Here is a 19910-nt window from a genome sequence, read left to right on the forward strand (position 1 = left end):
TCCGGTGGCTGCAAATATCTGTCTTTCGGTAGATGGTGCGCACGGATCGATTCGTGCATTCTCGAATCACGACCACACCACCGAGCGAGGAGATCGGACATGGACACCACGACCGGGAGCAGCCGGCGGATGAAGCTCGAACTGGGTTGGCCTGTCCCGGTTCTCGGCGCCGTATGCGCGATGCTCGCGGCAATGCCCGCGGGAACGGTGCTCGCCACCACCTCGACCCTCGTGGTTCTCCTTGTTGCGCTGGGGATCGCGATGCATCGTGCTCGACGACCCAAGGTCACCGTCGCGGCCTCGGTTGCCGCTGCCAGCAGCTCGCTCGTGGCGACGTTCGGGAGCGGCGATGTGGTCGATCAGAGCCTCAGCTCGTGGTTGCTCATGGAGAGCGCGCTCCTGCTGTGTGTCCTCGTCCAGGCGGTCCGGCAGACGAGGGGGCCAGGGACACTGCTGTCAGCCGGGGCAGTGACGAGCGCGGTCGTTCTGGCGCCGTTGAGGCTCGCGAGCAGTCCTCGAGCGTCGCCTGGGATGGCGTCGGCAAGCGAATGGTGCTTCGGCTGGGGATTGCTGGCGGCTTGCGCCTTGGCGGTCGGTATGTACTTGCGGTTCCTCGACGAAGTGCGGGAGGAGTCGATTCGCGCGGCACGACGCGAGCAACGCGTGCGGCTCGCGAGTGACCTGCACGACTGGCTCGGTCACGAGGTGACCGGGCTGGTTCTGGAGGCTCAGGCGGCGCGGATCAACGACCGTGAACCGGTCGAGGTACGCCGTGCGTTGGAGCGCATCGAAGGAGCGGGCGTCCGTGTCCTCGACTCGATCGACAGGGCTTTGTGCTGGTTGCGTGCCGACGATGGCGCTGCCGGGATGGTCGACTGGGAGCGGCAGGCGACGATGGCCGACATCCCAGCCCTGGTGAACCGGTTCGGGGCGCTCGGGTCGGTGCGGGTGGAGCTGGACCTGGATGACCAGGTGAGGGATGTGCGCCCGGAGATCGCGCGGACCGTGCACCGGATCGTCCTGGAAGCGCTTACGAATGTCCGAAGGCATGCCCCGGCGGCCCGTCAGGTGTCCGTGGCGGTGCGCCGCAACGGTGCGCACGTGATCGTCCGGGTGGTCAACGACGGCGTGCGACGCCAGGGGTTGCTCAAGCGGGCTCGTGGCGGAGGCTCCGGACTGCGGGGACTGGCCGAACGGGCCATCGCACTGGGTGGAACCTCCTGGGCGGGACCAATGGGGCAGGCCGGCTGGGCGGTACACGCCGTGCTGCCGGTGGTCTCGTGACTGCGATCAGAGTGTTCGTTGCGGATGATCAGGAGGTGGTTCGCCGCAACCTGCGACACATCTTGGAGGCCGAAGACGATCTTGAGGTGATCGGCGAGGCAGCTGATGGTGAGTCGGCGGTGAAGCGGGCACGAGAGTTGAGGCCGGACGTCCTGTTGGTCGACGTTCGGATGCCGGGACGCGACGGGTTGTCCGTGACGCGGGTACTTGCCGGCCCGGACGTGGTGGATCCGTTGCGCGTCATAGTGATCACGACGTTCGAACTCGACGACTACGCGCGCGCCGCGATCCAGAACGGAGCCTGCGGGTTCCTTCTCAAGAGATCAGGGCCCGGACTGCTGGTCGAAGGTGTCCGCGCGGCGGTTTCGGGCGACATGCTGATCAGCCCGCAGATGACCCTCCGGCTCTTCCGGCATATGGGCAGGCCGGCTGTCGGTAGTCGGCGGCCAGGGGTGCTGTCCGGCCGGGAATGGGAGATCGTGCGTCTCGTCTCGCAGGCGAGGACGAACGCGGAGATCGCGCAGTCCTTGGGAATCACGGTGGGAACAGTGAAAACACACCTGAGGAGCATCCAGCGGAAGCTGGACCTGCGTAACCGGGTCGCGATCGCGGCATGGGGGTGGGAAACCAGCGTGAAGGGGGCATGAGAAGTCAGGAGGTAACAACACGTAGAGCGACGGGAGAGGAGCGGTGACTACGGTCCGCATGATTTGTGCAGCTGATCATCACCCGATGGAGTTATCTTTTTCCATGATCGGGGAAAGTGAGAGTCTCTCGGCATGGACGCACTCATCGCGCTGGTAGCTTTTGCCGAGCCGTAGCTGGCTCTGTGGGGTGGTCGAGTGACGCCCGCCGAGCGGCAAGGCATTGGGGAAGGTCCACGCCGTGCCGATGGAGGGTGTTGATGGCGCGCACGATCCTGCGTGACAGGTCGGATGACCTCGTGCGGAGCGTGCAACTGGCGGACCGTACGGGAATTGTGGCGGCCAGTGCGCCCAAGCCCATCGAGGCGCACGCGGACGACGAGTCGATCCTCGCGGGCTTTGCGTCGGTGTCCGGACAGCTCGGCCTCGCGCTCGAGCCGGTGACTGATCGGCCCGGGCCGGGTGAGGAGCGGCGCCTGCTCCGTCGGGTCCGGCGCAACTTGCTGGTCGCTGTTGCGGCCCTCGTGCTCGTCGGTGTCGGGTGGATCGCGGGTGGCACGTTCGGTTTCGGTCACGGCTCGGACACCACGCCGGCAGTGGCGGCTGGGGTCGTGCCGAGCGCCGTTCCTGCGGCGCCGGTGCAACCGCCTCCGAGCACGAGTCCCGTTCCTCAGGTGCCGGTGACGACGCAGCCAAGTGCGCCTCCTCAGCCGTCGAAGACTTCTCCGTCGACGAAGAAGAAGGTGACTCCGACCCAGACGGCGCCTTCGGGACATGGCGAGGCGCGCAACGGCCCGGTCGAGGAGACCAGCAAGCAGAACAAGCCACTCGCTCGGGCGATCGATGAGCAGATCCAGCAGCTGTTCCAGGTCTGGACGTGGAGCCAGCCCGACCTGCGCGGTGACTTCGACGAGGACCAGGACCGGTCACCGAGGTACTTCGGGCCGCTGGGGCGTTGACCACTCGGCGGGCGGTGCTGCACGGCCCGGAGGAATCGGCCAGTGGGGCCGCGCGCGTGATGTTTGCCGGGTCTCGACGACACGCTGGGGACGGCACCGGGGACGGCCTGCGTCGACGCCAGTCGGCGTGCGGGACTGAAGCGGGTATGAGGTCAACCGGGCTGGGGCCGCGCCGCGGGTTGGGCTTGGAGTGGGCTGTCTTTGGGGCACGGTGGAGCCGACCAGGCACGACGCGGGGTCGACCGAGCTGTTTGGCGCGCCGTGGGGCGGGCTTCGAGTGGGGTCGCTCCCCGCGGCGAGTCGGCCCGGCGTGAGCGCAAGGTCAGTCCATTTGGTGAGGTGGGTGGGCTCCGAGTGGGCTGGTTCCTCGGGTGAGCTGGCCCGGCGTGAGCGTGAGGTCAGTCGAGGTGCCTTTGGTGAGGTGGGTGGGCTTTGAGTGGGCTGGCTCGCTGGGGTGTGCCAGCCGGGTGTGAGCGCGAGGTCAGTCGAGGTGGGGTGGCGCCGTTGCTGGGCTTGCAACGGGTGGTATCCGGGGTTGGCGCCGTGAGGTGGGGCTTCTGACGCGTGGCGTCGGGGAGCGGCCGCACGTTGGGGCGCGTTGGTGCGGGCGACCGCCGGGGTGTGTGGCGGAGCCGGCATGGCAACGTCGGTGCAGGTGAACGGCTGGGATCAGCTGAATCGGCGTGACATTGTGTGGGAGCGCCGTGGGGGGCTGGGCGAGGCTGCCCGAGTCCGGATCGGCGGGGCTGAAACTGGCACCGCAGCGTGGGGTGCGCGGTGCCAGGCGTCAGACGTTCGTGATCTCGTCGATGAAGGCGTCCACGTCGAAGCGGTCGCTCTCCGTGCCCAGCGGAACGAGGTCCGTAGCGGCGTCGAGGAAGCGCTCCACGTCCTCGCGCTCGATTTCCACCAGCGCGTAGCCGTCGGGGGACTCGATCTCCAGGATCAGGATTCCCTCGTCGGTCGACAGATCCGGGCGCACGCGCACGTCGCCGATGCCGGCGGGCTCCCGCAGGCCCGTGACGAGCAGTTCGCGGGCGAAGGTCCACTCCACCCAACGGCCACGCTCCGTGCGGAACGCGATGTTCACGGCGAACGGCTCGCTCGCGACGTACGACAGTCGAGACAGGACTGGAGCACTGGAGCCGTTGAGCGACACGAACTGGCTCTGGGTGACGGTATCGGTGTTCACGTGCCACCTCTCGCGGTCTTGGTTCGCGCTCCCGGCGCGAACTGGTCGGACAGCGATGAGATGTAAGCGGACGCCGAAAATGATGCGTCGCGGACGACTTTCACGCGATCGGCTGCAAAATCTTCCAACCTGTAACACGCGCGCCCACCCCGATCAGCCCCCGTTCAGGGGAACGGTCAGCCCCACCTTGACGCGGTCCATCGCGACGCTCGTCGTGAAGTGCCGCACCTCGCCGTTGTCGAAGAACATGCGGCGGGTGAACGCCTCGAACTCCCCCATGTCCCGGCACTGCACGACCAGGATGAAGTCCGCCGACCCCGTAACGTAGTAGCACTGTTGCACAGCGGAGTCAGCCAGCACCTGCTTCCGGAACGCCTCCAGCACCTCCAGCCGCTCGCGCTCCATCTCCACCATCACGATGAACGTCATGTGGACCCCGACCGACGCCGGATCGATCACCGCGACCTCACGCGAGATCACGCCGGCATGCCGCAACCGCTTGATGCGGCGCTGCACCGCGGCGGCGGACAGACCCACCTCGGCGCCGATCGCCTCGGCGATCGTGCGTGAGTCGTCCTGCAGGCGTTTCAGAATCTCGTAGTCGAGTTTGTCCAGGTCAGCGGCGGGCACCACCGCATCGTAACCACAACCCCGCCTGCGACGCGGCTCACGCAAGGGGTGCGAAGCGGATGTCGCCGGCATCTTCGCCGACAGCGAACCGCAGCAACCGCGCCCCCTCGTCCTCCAGCGCTGCCCTGTCCTTTGTGGAGAAACGCTCGTACGGCTCGATCTCCAGTGTCGCGGCGTTCCGCGACCGCGCGATCCGCCAGCTGCCCCGCACCAGCCCGTCGACCAGGAGCGTCCCCGGGAACACCCCGTTCGGCACCCCGAACACCCGCTTGCGCGCGTCGTCGGGCAGCACCCGGGTCCGGTCGGTGTGGGACAGCAGCAGGTTGTAGAACTCGGCGATGAACCGCGGCGGGGCGGGCGTCGCCGGATCCGGGCGCGGCGCTTCGGGCAGGTCGAACACCTCCCGGCCCTGCTCGGTCCGGAACACGCGCAGCCGCGGACGCAACCGGTCGACCACTTCACCGAGCCGGGTCAGTCCGCTCCACGCCTGCACGTCCGCCACGCTCGCCGGCCCGAACGCCGCCAGGTACCGCGACACGAGATCGTCCAGCGAGCCGTCCCGATCCAGCGGTCGGCCGAGCCAGTCCGCCGCCGTCGCCAGAGTTGTCCGCCCGCTGCGGCCCCACACCGCCCGCGGCGGGACCTGCACCAGCGGGAGCAGGCCGCGCGCCGCGTGGGCGAGCGCCGCAGGCGGCGTGTCCGGCCACTGCTCCGCAAGCCGTTTGCCCAGGGCGGCCGGGGTGTGCGGCTCCTCCGCCAGCACCGCACGCGCCCGGTCCGCGACCTCGCCCAGATCAAGCGGGGCAAGCGGTTTCTTGTACGCCGTGTTCGTGCGCAGATCCCGGTCGAACAGCGGCTGCACGAGCGGACGCAACCACAGGCAGTCCTCCGCCGTCACCAGGTGCACCGTGCCGCGCATCAACGCGATCCGGACCACCTGCCGGTCGAGCAGGAGCTGCCCGAGCTGCTCGGGCCGGAAGCCGTGCAGGCGTGACCACAGCCCGTAGTAGGGCGGGAACGGCGCCTGCGCCTGGAGTCCACAGAGGTGCCGGACGGCTTCGAGCGGTGTGACTTCCGCCGCCCGCAGCAGCAGTTGGCGGGCGAGCAGCGCGCGGTTGAGCGCCCGGGGCCCCAGCGTGTCCGGCATGACCGAACCCTAGAACCTACCGGTGACAGTTCTGGTCCGCGTAGTCCTTTAGTGGGCCGCTTTTGTGACCTGGAACACAACTCACCGGTCTACCCAGGGGTAGCCCCTACAAGTGTTGCATGCATGAAGGACACCACGCGGTCCTTGCCGGCCTGGGAGCCTGGCTGCCGCCGCGGGTGGTGGACAACGACGACCTCGCCCGGCATCTGGACACCTCTGACGAATGGATCCGCGCCCGCACCGGCATCGGTGAGCGCCGCATCGCCGACCCCGACACGTCCACAGTGGACATGGCCGTCGCCGCGGGACGGAACGCCTTGCGCAGCGCCGGCACCGACACGGTCGACGCGGTGGTGCTCGCGACCGCGACGCCCGACCAGCTCTGCCCGGCCAGCGCCCCGCAGGTCGCCTCGGCGCTGGGGCTCAGCGGTGTCGCCGCCTTCGACGTCAACGCCGTCTGCAGTGGCTTCATCTACGCCCTGGCCACGGCGGCGGGCATGATCGCCGGCGGGATGGCCGGCCGGGTGCTCGTCGTGGGCGCGGACGCCTTCAGCCGTTACTGCGACCCCGGCGACCGCACCACCGTGCCGATCTTCGGCGACGGTGCCGGCGCGGTCGTGCTGCGGGCCGGGACCGCCGACGAGCCCGGCGCGCTGGGCCCGTTCGACCTGCACAGCGAGGGTGAGAACGCCGACCTGCTGATCGTCCCGGCCGGCGGCGCGAAACAGCGCCAGTCGGACAACCCGCACGACTACTTCCTCACGATGCAGGGCACCGCGGTGTTCCGGCACGCCTGCGCGCGCATGGCCGAGTCGGCGCGCGCCGTGCTGGGCCGGTCCGGGCTGGGCGTCGGCGACGTGGACCGGTTCGTCGGTCACCAGGCCAACATCCGCATCCTGCAGGCCACCGCCAAGCAGCTGGGCATGGCGAACGACCGGGTGGTGGCGAACATCGAGCGCGTCGGCAACACGAGCGCCGCCTCGATCCCGCTCGCGCTGGCCGACGCCTGCGACGACGGCGATCTCCAGCCTGGTCACCGGGTGCTGCTGACCGCGTTCGGCGCCGGCCTGACGTGGGGTTCGACGCTGCTGACCTGGCCCGACGTCAAGCCGGGCGGCGAGGCCTAGTTCGTCCAGGTCTTCGTGGGCGTGTCCCGCCCGCGGAGCTGGATCGTCTCGTGGCGGGACCACCGCGCCTGCTCACTGGCCGTGGCCTGCGACCACAGGCTGTCGCTGGCGAGGGTGCGGCCGGGCACGTGTTTCGCGTGCTCGGTCAGCCGCGCCGCTTCGTTCACCGCGTCGCCGATGACCGTGTACTCGAGCCGGCTGCTGCTGCCCAGCTGCCCCGCGAACACCCGGCCCCACGCGACGCCGATGCCCAGGTCCAGCTCGCCCTCCTCGCGGACCGCGTCCCGGATGGCGCGTGCCGCGGACAGGGCGGCGGTCGCCGGATCGGACAACCGGGTCGGCGCGCCGAAGACGCACAACGCCGCGTCGCCCTGGAACTTGTTGACCAGCCCACCGCGTGCGTCGACGGCCGACACCACGTGGTCGAACAACCGGTTCAGCTTGCGCACGATCTCCTCGGGCGGCAGCCGGTAGGCCAGGGCGGTCGAGTCCACGACGTCGACGAACAGCGCCGCCACCTCCCGCACGTCGCCGCTGAGGGACGCCCCGTGCTCCAGGGCGTGCCGGGCGACGTCGATGCCGACGTGCCTGCCGAACAGGTCGCGTAGCCGGTCCTGTTCGCGCAGCCCGGCGACCATGCTGTTGACCGACACCTGGAGCGAGCCGATCTCGCTGGCGTCGTCGACCCGGACCGAAACGTCCTTGCGGCCGCGGGTGATCAGGCCGACCGCCATCCGCAGCCGGTGCAGTGGCGCGGCGACCGCCCGCGCGAGCAGCGCGGTGCCGAGCGCACCGGAGATGAGCCCGACGATCGACAGCATGATCAGGCTGGCGGTCTCGTCGGCGTTGCCGATGTTCGGCGGCGCGGCGACGATCAGCACCCCGAGCAGCGGAACGCCACTCGCCACGGCCCAGGTGATCGCGAGGCGCGACAGGACGCTGACCGAGACCGCGTTGCGCGGTGGGCTCACCTCGAGGGCGAGGATCAGGATCGGGCGCGCGACCCACTCCGCCGCCAGGTACATGAGGCCCACGGTGAGCAGCCCGCCGAGGCCGACGGCGAGGGTGACGCCCAGGGCGTCGAGCGCGGAGCCGAGGATGCTGGTGAGGGTGCCGAGGATGATCGTGCCGCCGAGCCAGAGGGTGCCGCTGACCAGTGCGAGGTCGCGCGGCAGGCGGAGCGCGCGGCGGGCTTCCGGCGGCGTCGGGCGGCGGCCCTGGGCGAACCAGACGGCGGTGCGGCGGTGCAGGATGGCCGACCACGCGGAGCCCACGAGCACCGACAGCAGGACGTAGGCGCCGGCGCAGGTGAGCAGGACCCAGGTGCGGGTGCCCATTTCGGCGGGGATGCCCTGGAGGAACAGCAGCAACCCGACGGCCGCGGCGCCACACACACTCGACCCGACGCCGAGCACCACGAACCCCAGCCCCGTGCGCAGCACCACGCGGAACTTCGCGAGCTGGGCGAGCTTCGGCACGCAGGTGATCGTATTGCCCCGGCGGGGGCGGGGCGCGTTGTTTCGGCGAGCGGTTCGGTGGGGGTGCCTCGGTGGCGCACGGATGGGGCGCGGCGGAAGGCAGCCGGTGGCGGCGCTGGGGGGTTGGGGGTGGGAGTGGAGCGGCGGCTGCTGGATGGGCAGTGGCGGTTGGTGGATGGGCGTGGGGGCCGGTTGCGGCGGGGCCCGAGGGCCGCGGGATCGGTGGATGTGACGGGAGCTGGTGGTGGCGCGGCGCTGGCACCTGGGATGGAGGTGAAGTGGCGGTGGCGCCGGGAATCGGAGCGGTTGGGTGGGGCAGCAGGGGCGGACGGATGGGCGTAGGGCGCCGGTGGCTGGGCCGGGCGGTGAGTGCTGGGGGTCGGGTGCCGGTGGCCGGGGGAGGAGGGGGAGAGAGCGCGGCGGGCTGCTGGTGACGCGGCGGGAGCCCCGGGCGGCGGTCCCGCCGGATGATGGGGGTGGGCAATGGACGGGAGGGGGCTGCTGGGTGGCGCGGAGTGCGGTGCGAGTTCCGGTGATCCTTGGCGCGGAATGCCGGTGATCCTTGGCGTGAGCGCCGGTGGTCCTCGGACGGGAAGCCCGTGCTCGGGCGCGGGCCCGGGTCCACTGATCGTGGGTGGGCCGCAGGAGACCAGCCCGGCCACCGGTCAGGAGGCGCGCTTGCGAGACTTCCCCGGCCGGGCCTCGCGCACTGCTGTTTCCAGTTCGGCTCGCTTGAGTTTCGACCGGCCCTTGATGTCCAGCTCTCGGGCCATCTGGTCCAGCTCCGCCTTGCTCAGCTCCGACAGGTCCGGCTCCGCCTTGCGGGAGGGCTTCTTCGCCGACGCCCCGGACCCCGAACCGCCCTTCGTGGACGGTGCGCCGCTCTTGCGGCGCTCGACGCTGCGGGACAGGGCTTCGAACAGGTCGACCACCTTGGTCGGCTCCGAAGGCTCCTCCTCGACGCTCACCGTGCGCCCGGCCTTCTTGTCGTCGATCAGCTTCAGCACCCGCTCGGTGTACTGGTCGTGGTACGCCTCCGGCCGCCACTCGTCCGCCATCGAGTCCACCAGCGCGATCGCCATCTCCAGTTCGCGCCCCCGCGGCGCCGCCTTCTCCGGCAGCTTCTTCAGCTCCTTCGCCGGGTCCCGCACGTCCTCGGCGAACAGCAACGTGTCCAGCACCAGCACACCGTCCCCGGCGCGCACCGCCGCCATGTACTCCTTGCCCCGCATCACGAACCGCGCGATGCCGGCCTTGTTCGTCTCCGCCATGGCCTGCAGCAGCAGCCCGTAGGCGCGCCCGAACTCCTCCTTCGTCGGCGCCAGCCAGTAGCTCTTCTGGAAGTACAACGGGTCGATGTCACCGAGGTCCACGAACGACTCGATGTCGATCGACCGCGACCGGCCGGGCGCGATCTGGTCCAGCTCGTCCTGCTCGACCAGCACGTAGTCGCCGTCGCCGAGGTCGTAGCCCTTCACGATGTTCTCGTAGGCCACCTCCTCGCCGGTCCGCTCGTTCACGCGCTTGTACCGGATCCGGTCCGACGTGCCCCGCTCGAACTGCCGGAAGTGCACGGTGTGGTCCTCGGTCGCGGAGTACAGCTCGACCGGCACCGTGACCAGGCCGAAGTTGATCGCACCGCTCCAGATCGCTCGCGCCATCACGCCTCCCGGACGACTTCGGCGGCCGGCTTGTCGTCACGCACCCCGGTGAACCGAGGATGCCGCAGCTTCCCGTCCCCGGTCCACTCCGAAAACCGCACCTGCACCACCACCGACGGCTCGACCCAGCGCGGCCCGCGCTCCGGCACCGGCTCGTCGAACGGCGACCGGCGGCGCTCCAGCCCGGTGAGCGTCCCGGTCAGCTCACGCAGCGTGGCCTCCGGGTAACCGGCGCCGACCTTGCCCGCGTACCGCAACCGGCCGTGGTCGTAGTAGCCGACGAGCAGCGCGCCGAACCCGGTCCGCGCCCCGCCCGGCGCGCTGAACCCGCCGACGACGAACTCCTGCTCCTGCACGCACTTGAACTTCAACCAGTCGGTCGTCCGCCCGGACCGGTACGGCGCGTCCGCCCGCTTGGCGATCACGCCCTCCCAGCCGTGCGCGCACGCGTAGGCGAAGTACTCCTCGCCCGTGCCGTTGCGATGAGTGGCGTACCGCAGCGGCCCACCCCAGTCGAACGCCTTGCGCAGCAACTGCTTGCGCTGCCGCAGCGGCAACCCGGTCACGTCGTGACCGTCGAAGGCCAGCAGGTCGAACAGGTACAGGTACACCGCGACGCCGGTGGCCTCGATGCGCCGCCGCTCGGTCAGGTGGATGCGCTGCTGCAGCCGCGCGAAGCTGGTCCGGTTGCCGTCGAACGCGACGATCTCACCGTCGGCGACGAACGAGGAGGCGCCCGCGTCCGCGAGCGCCTCCCCGAGCTCCGGGTATCCGGCGCTGATGTCGTTGTGGTTGCGCGACCACAGCACCGGCGCGCCGCCGTCGCGCGAGCAAATCGCCCGGACCCCGTCCAGCTTGCGCTCGAACAGCCAGTTCTCCCGGGAGAACGGCTGCTGGGTCAGCGTCGCCAGCATCGGCGCGCGCCACCCGGGATCTGCCATGATCGCCGGTTACCCTGCGAAGCGCTCCGCAAAACCGCTGGTCAAGCCTCTCCCTCCGGCTCGGTGAGGCCGTCGCGCAGCCGCTGCAGGGTGCGGGCGAGCAGCCGGGACACGTGCATCTGCGACACGCCGATCCGCTCCGCGATCTGGGTCTGCGTCATGTTGTGCACGAACCGCAGGCCGAGGATCTTGCGTTCCCGTTCGGGCAGCTCCTGGATCAGCGGCAGCAGCGCCTCGTGGTTCTCCACACCCTCCAGCCCGGCGTCCTCCTCACCCAGCGTGTCGCCGAGCGCGAGGTTCTCGGTGTCCCCGGACAGCACCTCGTCCAGCGACATCGAGTGGTAGGCGTTGCCCGCTTCCAGGCCCTCGTAGACCTCGTCCTGGCTGACGCCGAGGTGGCTCGCGATCTCGCTCGGCGTGGGCGCGCGACCCAGCCGCTGCGCGAGCTCGGTGCTCGCCGCCGAGATCGACAGATGCAGCTCCTTGAGCCGGCGCGGCACCCGCACCAGCCAGCCCGTGTCCCGGAAGTGGCGGCGCACCTCACCCATCACCGTGGGCACGGCGAAGGACAGGAAGTCCGAGCCGCGGCTGGCGTCGAACCGGTCCACCGCGTTGATCAACCCGACCGTGGCGACTTGGACCAGGTCCTCCTTCGCCACCCCGCGCCCGGAGAACCGCTGCGCGATGTGCTCGGCCAGCGGCAGGTGCCCGGTGACGAGCTCGTCGCGCAGCTCGGCGCGGCGGGGGTCATCGGCCGACAGTTCCGCCAGCTCGTCGAACAGCGGGGCCAGGTGGCCGTATTCGTTCGACGCGGTGGGTTTTGTCGGCTCCGTCCGGGAACCGGTCACGCGCCTGCCCCTGGGACGTCGACGGCGATGCGTCGCTTGGCGAGTTCGATGTCCACCTGGTGGCCCTGGCCGTTCGACTTGACGTGCGTGTCGACGGAGTCCGTGAGCGTGCTCAGGACCCGCCAGCCGAACGACTTGGTGCTCGGCGCGCTGTCGCTGTCCGACAACACCGTGCCCTGGAACCGCAGTTCGTCGTTCTCCACGACGAAGCGGCAGCGCATGGTGGAGCCCGGCAGTGCCCGGGTGATCAGCGTCGAGCACGCTTCGTCCACGGCCAGCCGCAGGTCCGCGATCGAGTCCAGGTCGAAGTCGGCGCGGGTGGCGAGCGTCGCCACCACCGACCGGACGATCGGCAGGTGCGCCAGGTCGGCACCGAGCCAGAGTTCGATCTCGTTCTGCGCGCGCAAGGACGGTGGCTCCCAGTCCGTCACGTTCACCTCACCGTCGTTCGAGTGTTGCTTCGGAACCATCATGCCTCGAACGAGGGAAGTTCGCTCGGTACGGTTACCGTCCGGAAGCATTCTGTAGCTGCAGTTATGACCTTCTCCTCACCGATGGCGCAAGATCGCGCCGAACCCGTCGACGAGCTCCTCGTCGACGTGCACCAGGTCCGCGTCCACGGCGATCGCCGCGGCGGGAACCGCCTCGTCGGCCCGGCACCGGTGGATCTCCGTCGCGCCGTAGGCCTTGAGTTCTTCCTCACCCAGCGCGATCTGCGCCGGGGTCGGACCCGTGCACACCACGTCCTCGCCCGGATCACCGACGAGCAGAGTCTCCACATTGGCCTCGCGCAGCGCGGCGGTCACGGCTTCGAGCCCTTGCGCGGCAAGGCCGTCCGGCTGGTTCAACGCGCCGCGGAACCGCTCGACGACATCGGTCAACCGGCTCTGCCGGACCGCCTCGGCCAGCTCGTCGGCGACGTCGGAGTGCGTGGCCTCCCGCGCGATGGACTTGGCGGCCTCGGGCAGTTCTTCGATCACGGCCGTGCGGCCCTGCACCTCGCCGGCCACCACGATCAGCTCGGCGTGGGTGCGTTCGGCGAGACGGGCGATCGCGGCGGCGATGTCGGTGACGTTGTGGTGCCGGACCTCCTCGGCGCGGTGCTGCATGCGGTGATGAGCCTCACCGCCGCCCCGCGTCTTGTGCACCGGGTGGTCCCGGCCGCTGACCTCCTCCACGGCCATCTCGTCGCCGTGCTCGTCGTAGGCCTTGATGGTGGCGCTCACCTGGTCCACCTCGGCGACCACGTGCGGCAGCGCCAGCTCGCCGTACCGCGCCAGCGGCAGCAGGTAGGGCAGGTCGGACACGCGGGCGATGGTGCTCGCGGGCGGGCTCGGCAGGTGTTCGTCGACCAGGACCCGCTCGCCGGCGGCCAGCAGGGCGCGGCCGCTGCGGCCGGTCGGGCGCGGACCGTCCAGGATCGCGCTCTCCAGCGCGCTCACCGCGCCGTCCGGGGCGTGCTGGGCGGTCAGCACGTCCTTCAGCTCACGCCACTTCAGCTCGAGCTGCTTCTCGGCGTCCGCGGTGTCGTGCGAGTCCTCGAAGTACACGGACGTGAACGGACCCGTCGCGGTCACCAGCGGGCGCAAGGTCGTCGTGTCCATGCCCGCTTCTTACCCGTCGGTCCGCGGCGCGAAACGCCACGGTTTGATGGGGACATGGAGTGGTGGGAGGCGCTGGTCGTGTTCCTCGCGGGGGTGTGGGCCGGCACGATCAACACGGTCGTCGGGTCCGGCACGCTCGTCACGTTCCCGGTGCTGGTGGCGCTGGGCTACTCGCCGGTGACCGCGACGACGTCGAACGCGATCGGGCTCGCGCCGGGCACGATCAGCGGCGCGATCGGGTACCGGCACGAGCTGACCGGACAGGGCAGGCGGCTCGTGCGGTACGCGGTGCCGTCGGCGCTCGGCGCGGTGTGCGGCACGGTGCTGCTGCTTTCCTTGCCACCCAACGCGTTCGAGACGGTCGTGCCGGTGCTGGTCGGGCTCGCCGTGGTGCTGGTGATCATCCAGCCGCGGGTCTCGGCGTGGGTGGCGCGCCGCCGCGAGGCCGGCAACGGCGGCGGCGGGCACGGCGGGCTCGTGCTGTTCCTGATCTTCCTCGTCGGCATCTACGGCGGCTACTTCACCGCTGCGCAGGGCGTCATGCTGATGGCGTTCATGGGCATGCTGCTCACCGATCCGCTGCAGCGGCTCAACGGCATCAAGAACGTCCTCGCCGCCGTGGTCAACGTGGTCGCCGGGATCGTCTACGCGTTCATCGCCCCGGTCAGCTGGCCGGTCGTCGCGCTGCTCGCCGTCGGGTCCACCCTCGGCGGGCAGCTCGGCGCCAAGATCGGGCGCCGGCTGCCCGCGCCGGTGCTGCGCGGCGTGATCGTCGTGGTCGGGATCGCCGCGATCGTCCAGCTGGTGGTCAACGGCTGAAGCCGCGCGCCGCCTGCAGGAACGCGTCGTTCTCCTCGCGGGTGCTCACGGTGATCCGCACGCCGTCGCCGGCGAAGGCCCGCACGACCACCTTGTTCGCCAGCGCGTGCTCGGCGAACTCCAGCGCCTTGTCGCCCAGCGGCAGCCACACGAAGTTGGCGTGCGTCTCGGGCACCTCGTAGCCCAGGGCGAGCAGCTCGTCGGCGACCCGCTGCCGCTCGGTGACGATCGCCGCGCAGCGCTCCCGCATCTCGTCCTCGGCGTCCAGCGAGGCCATGGCGGCGATCTGCGCCAGCGAGTTCACGCTGAACGGGATGTAGACCTTGCGCACCACCTCGGCCAGCTCGGCCGGGCCGACCAGGTAGCCGACGCGCAGCCCGGCCAGTCCGTAGGCCTTGGAGAAGGTCCGCAGCACCACCACGTTGTCGCGGGTGCGCGCGAACTCCATGCCGTCCGGTACGTCCGGGTCGGAGACGAACTCACGGTAGGCCTCGTCCAGCGCCACGACCACGTGCGGCGGCACCTGGTCGAGGAAGCGCACCAGCTCCTCGCGGCGGTTCGCGGTGCCGGTCGGGTTGTTCGGGTTGCAGACGAAGACCAGCTTCGTCTTCGGTGTGATCGCGGCGAGCATCGCGTCCAGGTCGTGCGTGTGCGTGGCGTCCAGCGGCACCTTCACCGATGTCGCGCCTGCGATCTGCGTGACGATCGGGTACGCCTCGAACGAGCGCCACGCGAACAGGACCTCGTCCCCGGGCTCGCACAGCGCCTGCGTGAGCTGCTGGCACAGCGCGACCGAACCGCAACCGACCGCGATCCGCTCCACCGGGAAGTCGTACTTGCGCGCCAGCCGGGTCGCCAGCGCGGTCACGCCCATGTCCGGGTAGCGGTTGACGTCCGCGGCGGCCTCGGCGATCGCGTCCCGCACGCTCGGCAGCGGACCGCCGGGAACCTCGTTGCTCGCGAGCTTGATCGCACCCGGCACGGTCCGCCCGGCGACGTAGGCGGGCAGCGAGCCGAGATCGGGACGGGTACGCACGGACATGGCGGGCACTCCTTCGGGTCGAACGCGCTGCTGTCACGTTATCCCGAACACTTGATCGCGATTGGTGTTGACTCCCGTTCACCCCGGGATGGTTGAGTAGTGCGATGACGCAGACGCACACCTCCCACTACGAGCGGAACGACGGCCGGGCCATCGACCTGACCCACGCCGAACCCGAGAACGTCGTCCGTGGCGGGCTCGTGGTGCTGCACGAGGTCGGCGGCATCACCGACGGGGTGCGGCTGCTGATCTCGAGCCTGGCTGCGGAGGGCTGGCTGGCCGCCGCCCCGCACATCGAGGACACGCCGACGCCGGACAGCGTCCTGGCCGCCACCGACATCGCGCTGGCGTGGCTGGTCGAGCGCGGTGTGCAGGCCGATCTGCTCGGCGTCGTCGGCTTCGACCTGGGCGGCACGGCCGCGCTGCTGGTCGCGGCGAACCGCAAGCTGGGGGCCGCGGTCAGCGTGGGCGGGCACAGCGTGGCCGAGAAGCCGGGGCTGGTCGAAATCGCCCGTGAGCTGGTCAGCCCGTGGCTCGGCCTGTACGGCGACGCCGGTGACGAGCTGAGCGCCGCCGAGGTCGAGAAGCTGCGCGAGGCGGCGGCCGAGTCGCGGGTGGCCACCAACGTGGTCCGCTACCCCGGCGCCAACCACCGGTTCGACGCGGACCCGCAGGCCGCGATCGAGGCCTGGCAGCGCACGCTGAGCTGGTTCGACGCCCACCTGCGCTAGATGCGTTCCGAAACGGCGGAGCCGCCTCACCACCCGAGCAGCTTGCACCGCTACCGGCACCGCTACGCAGGCCGATTTGCGGCAATTTCCAATACGCTTCCGGGGTGACCGACGTTGCTGACACCCCGGAAGTGTTGTGGCGCCCGGACCCGGACCGGGTCGCCGCCAGCAGGATCCAGGCGTTCCGCGACTGGCTGCGCGCGGAGCGCGACGTGTCCCTCGACGACTACGACCAGTTGTGGCGGTTCTCCGTCGACCGGCCCGAGGAGTTCTGGGGCGCGGCGGCGGAGTTCCTCGGCATCCGCTGGCACTCCGAGCCCAGCGCGGTCCTCGGCGACGCGCGCATGCCCGGCGCGCAGTGGTTCCCCGGCGGCACCCTCAACTACACCGAGCACGCGCTGACCGGCGCGGACGACGACCTCGCGGTGATCTTCCGCCGCGAGGACGGCCGGTCCGCCCGGCTCACCTACCGCGAGCTGCGCGAGCAGGTGGCGGCGGCGCGGTCGGCGCTGGTCGCGCTCGGCGTCGGCCGGGGGGACCGCGTGGTCGCGCTCGCCCCGAACTGCCCGCAGACCCTCGTCGCGTTCCTGGCCACCGCGAGCCTCGGCGCGATCTGGTCGTCCTGCTCGCCGGACTTCGGGGTGCGCGCGATCAGCGACCGGTTCACCCAGATCGAGCCGAAGGTCCTGATCGCGATCAACGGCTACGTCTACAACGGACGGTCCTTCGACGTCCGGCCGACGATCGGGGACCTGCGCGCGCGGATCCCGTCGCTGACCGCGACCGTGCTGGTCGACTACGCCGGCGGCGGCGCGGTCGACGACGCCCTGGACTGGGACGCGCTGCTCGCCGAGCACGCCGGCGCGGAGATGGCCTACGAGCCGGTGCCGTTCGACCACCCGCTGTGGGTGCTGTACTCGTCCGGCACCACCGGCCTGCCGAAGGGCATCGTGCAGGGGCACGGCGGGATCGTGCTGGAGCACCTCAAGGCGACGGTGCTGCAGATGGACCTCGGCCCCGGCGACCGGTTCTTCTGGTTCACCACCACCGGCTGGATGATGTGGAACTTCCTGCTCGCCGGGCTGCTCGCGCGCTCGACGATCGTGCTGTTCGACGGCAGCCCCGGGCACCCGGACCTGAACACGCTGTGGCGGCTGGCGGCCGAGGAACGGATCACCTACTTCGGCACGTCCGCGCCGTTCATCCAGAGCTGCCTCAAGGCCCGGATCCGGCCGGCCGCTTCGGTCGACCTGTCCGCGCTGCGCGCGCTGGGGTCGACCGGCGCGCCGCTGAGCGACGACGGGTTCCGCTGGATCGCCGACGAGGTCGGCCGGTCGGTGCAGATCTGCTCGGTGTCCGGCGGCACCGATCTGTGCACCGCGTTCGTCGTGGCCGCGCCGGACGTGCCGGTGTGGCTGGGCGAGCTGTCCTGCCGGGCGCTCGGGGCGGCGGTCGCGGCGTTCGACGAGGCGGGCCGCGAGGTCGTCGACGAGGTCGGCGAGCTGGTGGTCACCAAGCCGATGCCGTCGATGCCGGTGTTCTTCTGGAACGACGAGGACGGGTCGCGGCTGCGCGAGGCCTACTTCGAAATGTACCCGGGCGTCTGGCGGCACGGCGACTGGATCCGGATCACGCCCCGCGGCTCGGCGGTGATCTACGGCCGCAGCGACTCGACCCTCAACCGCGGCGGCGTGCGGATGGGCACCGCCGAGTTCTACCGGATCGTCGAGGGCTTCGACGAGATCGCCGACTCGCTCGTCATCGACACCACGCGAGCCGGGAATACCGACGGTGAGCTGCTGTGTTTCGTCGTGATGGCACCCGGCGCGAAGCTGATCGACATCGAGCCCGAGCTGCGGGCGCACCTGCGGCGCGGCCTCTCGCCGCGGCACGTACCCGATCGGTTCGTCGAGGTGGCGGAGGTGCCGCGGACGCTGAACGGTAAGAAGTGCGAGGTGCCGGTCAAGAAGATCCTGACCGGGACGGCGCCGGAGCGGGCGGTCAGCCGGGACGCGCTCGCCAACCCGGCGGCACTGGAGCCGTTCGTCGACATGGCGAGGGGGAGTTAGGGGGCAAGGGGTGTCCGGGAGGACGATGGCCGGGCAGCGGCCCGCGGTGTGGCGGGTGACGGGCGCCGCGTCGGTGTTCGCGATCACCTGGGTGACCAGGCTGGTCGGGCTGCTGGCGGTGATCTCGGTCGTCCTGCCCGCCGGGCGGCGCGGCATGCGTGGTCACGTCGCCGTGTGGCTCGGGCTGCCCCAGGAGGCGACGACGGCCGCGGCGGCCGTCGTGCTGGCCGTCGGCGTCCTGCTGATCATGCTCGCGTCCGGGCTGAAGCGGCGCAAGCGCCGGGCCTGGCAGCTCGCGCTCGCCGCCAGCGTCGTGCTGGCCGTGTCGCACCTCGGGATGCAGCACGTCTTCGGCGCCGGGGTGGTGGCGGTCGCGCTGGCCGTGACCCTGGTGCTGAACCGGCGGCACTTCGTCGCGCTGCCGGACCCGGTGACCGGGAAGTGGGTCGCGCTGCGGGTGTTCCTGCAGCTGCTGGTGGCCGGGTTCGTGATCAACGTCGCGTTGCTGTCGGTGGCCCCCGCGCGGTTCATGGCGCCGCTGTCGTTCCCGGACCGGATGGCCGAGGCCGCGCTGGCGCTGTTCGGGGTCAGCGGGCCGGCCGAGTTCCACGTGGAGTGGATGGACGACCTGACCGCGACGGTCGGGCTGCTGTTCGGGCTGGGCGCGGTGCTGCTCGCGGCGTACTTCCTGCTGCGTTCGGCCGAGCCGGCGCCGAGCTTGAGCGAGGACGAGAAGGCCCGGCTGAAGGCGCTGCTGGACAAGCACGGCGCGCGCGACTCGCTGGGGTACTTCGCGCTGCGGGACGACAAGTTCGTGGTCTTCTCCAAGACCGGCAAGGCGGCGGTGACGTACCGGGTGATCGCCGGGGCGGCGATCGCGTCGGCCGACCCGCTCGGCGACAACGAGGCCTGGCCGGGCGCGATCGAGGAGTTCCTGGCGGTGTGCCGGCGGCACGGCTGGGTCCCGGCGGCCATGGGGTGCTCCGAGCTCGGCGCGACCGCGTGGGCGCGGTTCGATCTGGACGTGCTGGAGATCGGCGACGAGGCGGTCGTCGACGCCGACACGTTCACCCTCGACGGCCGCGTGATGCGCGGGGTGCGCCAGGCGGTGGCCAAGACCAAGCGGGCGGGGTACCGCGTCCGGGTGCGGCGGTCGGAGGACCTGGCCGAGGGCGAGCTGGCCGAGCTGGAGGCGCTGGCCGCGAAGTGGCGGGGGAGCGACACGGAGCGTGGTTTCTCGATGGCGCTGGGCCGGATGGGCGACCCCGGTTCGGTGCTGGTCACGGCCGAGCAGGACGGCGTCGTGCGGGGGTTGCTGCAGTTCGTGCCGTGGGGGGAGGACGGGCTGTCACTGGACGTGATGCGCCGCGACCGGGCCGCCGACAACGGCATCAACGAGCTGATGATCTCCGAACTGCTGCTGGCCGCCGGCGAGTACGGGGTGAGGTACGTCTCGCTGAACTTCGCCGCGTTCCGGAAGCTGCTGGAGCAGGGCAGGCGCATCGGGGCCGGCCCGGTCGCGCGCGCCTCGGCGAAGTTCCTGGGATGGATGTCACACTGGGTGCAGATCGAGACGCTGTACCGGTTCAACGCGAAGTTCCAGCCGCGGTGGGTGCCCAGGTACCTGGTGTACCCGGGCGTGCGCGAGCTGCCGCGCGTCGGGGTGGCCGTCTTCGAGGCCGAGGGACTCGCCGGACGTTCCCCCAGGTTGCGCCGCCTGTTGCGGCGATGAGG

The 19910-nt window shown here is 70.7% G+C and carries 18 protein-coding genes; 8 read left to right on the forward strand and 10 right to left on the reverse strand.

Annotated features, from left to right (window positions below; translation table 11 throughout):
* Positions 1-99 precede the first annotated feature (99 nt).
* The 3 genes from L1857_RS03805 to L1857_RS03815 all read left to right on the forward strand — a co-directional run bounded on the left by L1857_RS03805 (position 100) and on the right by L1857_RS03815 (position 2887).
* Positions 100-1284: a sensor histidine kinase gene (locus L1857_RS03805; protein ID WP_094003594.1), complete on the forward strand. Its 1185-nt coding sequence runs from the start codon at positions 100-102 to the stop codon at positions 1282-1284.
* Entirely contained in the window at positions 1281-1931 is a 651-nt protein-coding gene (locus L1857_RS03810) for a response regulator (RefSeq protein ID WP_116109836.1), read from the forward strand. The genes L1857_RS03805 and L1857_RS03810 overlap by 4 nt, the downstream gene beginning before the upstream one ends.
* A gap of 257 nt (positions 1932-2188) precedes the next feature.
* On the forward strand, positions 2189-2887 hold the full coding sequence (locus L1857_RS03815; protein WP_094003596.1) for a hypothetical protein: 699 nt from the start codon (positions 2189-2191) through the stop codon (positions 2885-2887).
* A 787-nt stretch (positions 2888-3674) separates the two neighbouring features.
* Here the strand turns inward: L1857_RS03815 and L1857_RS03820 are convergent.
* From L1857_RS03820 to L1857_RS03830, 3 genes are all read right to left on the reverse strand, one after another.
* Positions 3675-4079 carry an SsgA family sporulation/cell division regulator gene (locus L1857_RS03820; RefSeq protein ID WP_116109837.1) on the reverse strand — a complete coding sequence of 135 codons (405 nt, stop codon included), beginning with the start codon at positions 4077-4079 and terminating at the stop codon, positions 3675-3677.
* 153 nt (positions 4080-4232) lie between these two features.
* A complete protein-coding gene (locus L1857_RS03825; RefSeq protein ID WP_094003633.1) occupies positions 4233-4709 on the reverse strand; it encodes an Lrp/AsnC family transcriptional regulator in 477 nt (158 codons plus the stop codon).
* Between the two features lie 37 nt (positions 4710-4746).
* Positions 4747-5856, reverse strand: a complete 1110-nt coding sequence (locus L1857_RS03830) for a winged helix DNA-binding domain-containing protein (RefSeq protein WP_116109838.1) — start codon at positions 5854-5856, stop codon at positions 4747-4749.
* A gap of 119 nt (positions 5857-5975) precedes the next feature.
* On the opposite strand from L1857_RS03830, the gene L1857_RS03835 reads away from it, so the two are divergent.
* Positions 5976-6983: a beta-ketoacyl-ACP synthase III gene (locus L1857_RS03835; RefSeq protein ID WP_094003599.1), complete on the forward strand. Its 1008-nt coding sequence runs from the start codon at positions 5976-5978 to the stop codon at positions 6981-6983.
* Here the strand turns inward: L1857_RS03835 and L1857_RS03840 are convergent.
* From L1857_RS03840 to L1857_RS03865, 6 genes are all read right to left on the reverse strand, one after another.
* Positions 6980-8461: an adenylate/guanylate cyclase domain-containing protein gene (locus L1857_RS03840; protein WP_094003600.1), complete on the reverse strand. Its 1482-nt coding sequence runs from the start codon at positions 8459-8461 to the stop codon at positions 6980-6982. The genes L1857_RS03835 and L1857_RS03840 overlap by 4 nt on opposite strands.
* A gap of 665 nt (positions 8462-9126) precedes the next feature.
* Positions 9127-10122, reverse strand: coding sequence for a non-homologous end joining protein Ku (gene ku / locus L1857_RS03845; RefSeq protein ID WP_116114647.1), 996 nt, complete (start codon positions 10120-10122; stop codon positions 9127-9129).
* A complete protein-coding gene (ligD, locus tag L1857_RS03850; protein WP_162831246.1) occupies positions 10122-11063 on the reverse strand; it encodes a non-homologous end-joining DNA ligase in 942 nt (313 codons plus the stop codon). The genes ku and ligD overlap by 1 nt, the downstream gene beginning before the upstream one ends.
* 41 nt (positions 11064-11104) lie before the next feature.
* On the reverse strand, positions 11105-11911 hold the full coding sequence (locus L1857_RS03855) for a SigB/SigF/SigG family RNA polymerase sigma factor (protein ID WP_094003603.1): 807 nt from the start codon (positions 11909-11911) through the stop codon (positions 11105-11107).
* Positions 11908-12342 carry an ATP-binding protein gene (locus tag L1857_RS03860; RefSeq protein WP_094003634.1) on the reverse strand — a complete coding sequence of 145 codons (435 nt, stop codon included), beginning with the start codon at positions 12340-12342 and terminating at the stop codon, positions 11908-11910. The genes L1857_RS03855 and L1857_RS03860 overlap by 4 nt, the downstream gene beginning before the upstream one ends.
* 117 nt (positions 12343-12459) lie before the next feature.
* A complete protein-coding gene (locus L1857_RS03865; protein WP_094003604.1) occupies positions 12460-13515 on the reverse strand; it encodes an Rv2629 family ribosome hibernation factor in 1056 nt (351 codons plus the stop codon).
* 54 nt (positions 13516-13569) lie between these two features.
* Here L1857_RS03865 and L1857_RS03870 point away from each other — a divergent pair, with 54 nt between their 5' ends.
* Positions 13570-14334, forward strand: a complete 765-nt coding sequence (locus tag L1857_RS03870) for a sulfite exporter TauE/SafE family protein (protein WP_094003605.1) — start codon at positions 13570-13572, stop codon at positions 14332-14334.
* Here L1857_RS03870 and hisC read toward each other — a convergent pair.
* Positions 14324-15376 carry a histidinol-phosphate transaminase gene (gene hisC / locus L1857_RS03875; protein ID WP_094003606.1) on the reverse strand — a complete coding sequence of 351 codons (1053 nt, stop codon included), beginning with the start codon at positions 15374-15376 and terminating at the stop codon, positions 14324-14326. The genes L1857_RS03870 and hisC overlap by 11 nt on opposite strands.
* A gap of 104 nt (positions 15377-15480) precedes the next feature.
* Between hisC and L1857_RS03880 the strand changes: the two genes are divergently transcribed.
* The 3 genes from L1857_RS03880 to L1857_RS03890 all read left to right on the forward strand — a co-directional run bounded on the left by L1857_RS03880 (position 15481) and on the right by L1857_RS03890 (position 19908).
* Positions 15481-16107, forward strand: a complete 627-nt coding sequence (locus tag L1857_RS03880; protein ID WP_094003607.1) for a dienelactone hydrolase family protein — start codon at positions 15481-15483, stop codon at positions 16105-16107.
* 104 nt (positions 16108-16211) lie between these two features.
* The gene (locus L1857_RS03885; protein WP_116114641.1) at positions 16212-18176 is read left to right on the forward strand and encodes an acetoacetate--CoA ligase; all 1965 of its coding nucleotides are present in this window, start codon (positions 16212-16214) and stop codon (positions 18174-18176) included.
* A gap of 25 nt (positions 18177-18201) precedes the next feature.
* Positions 18202-19908, forward strand: coding sequence for a phosphatidylglycerol lysyltransferase domain-containing protein (locus L1857_RS03890; RefSeq protein ID WP_094003609.1), 1707 nt, complete (start codon positions 18202-18204; stop codon positions 19906-19908).
* The last annotated feature ends 2 nt before the right edge of the window (positions 19909-19910 follow it).

Origin of the sequence: Amycolatopsis thermalba, from assembly GCF_023376025.1 — a bacterium.
Lineage (GTDB): Bacteria > Actinomycetota > Actinomycetes > Mycobacteriales > Pseudonocardiaceae > Amycolatopsis_E > Amycolatopsis_E thermalba.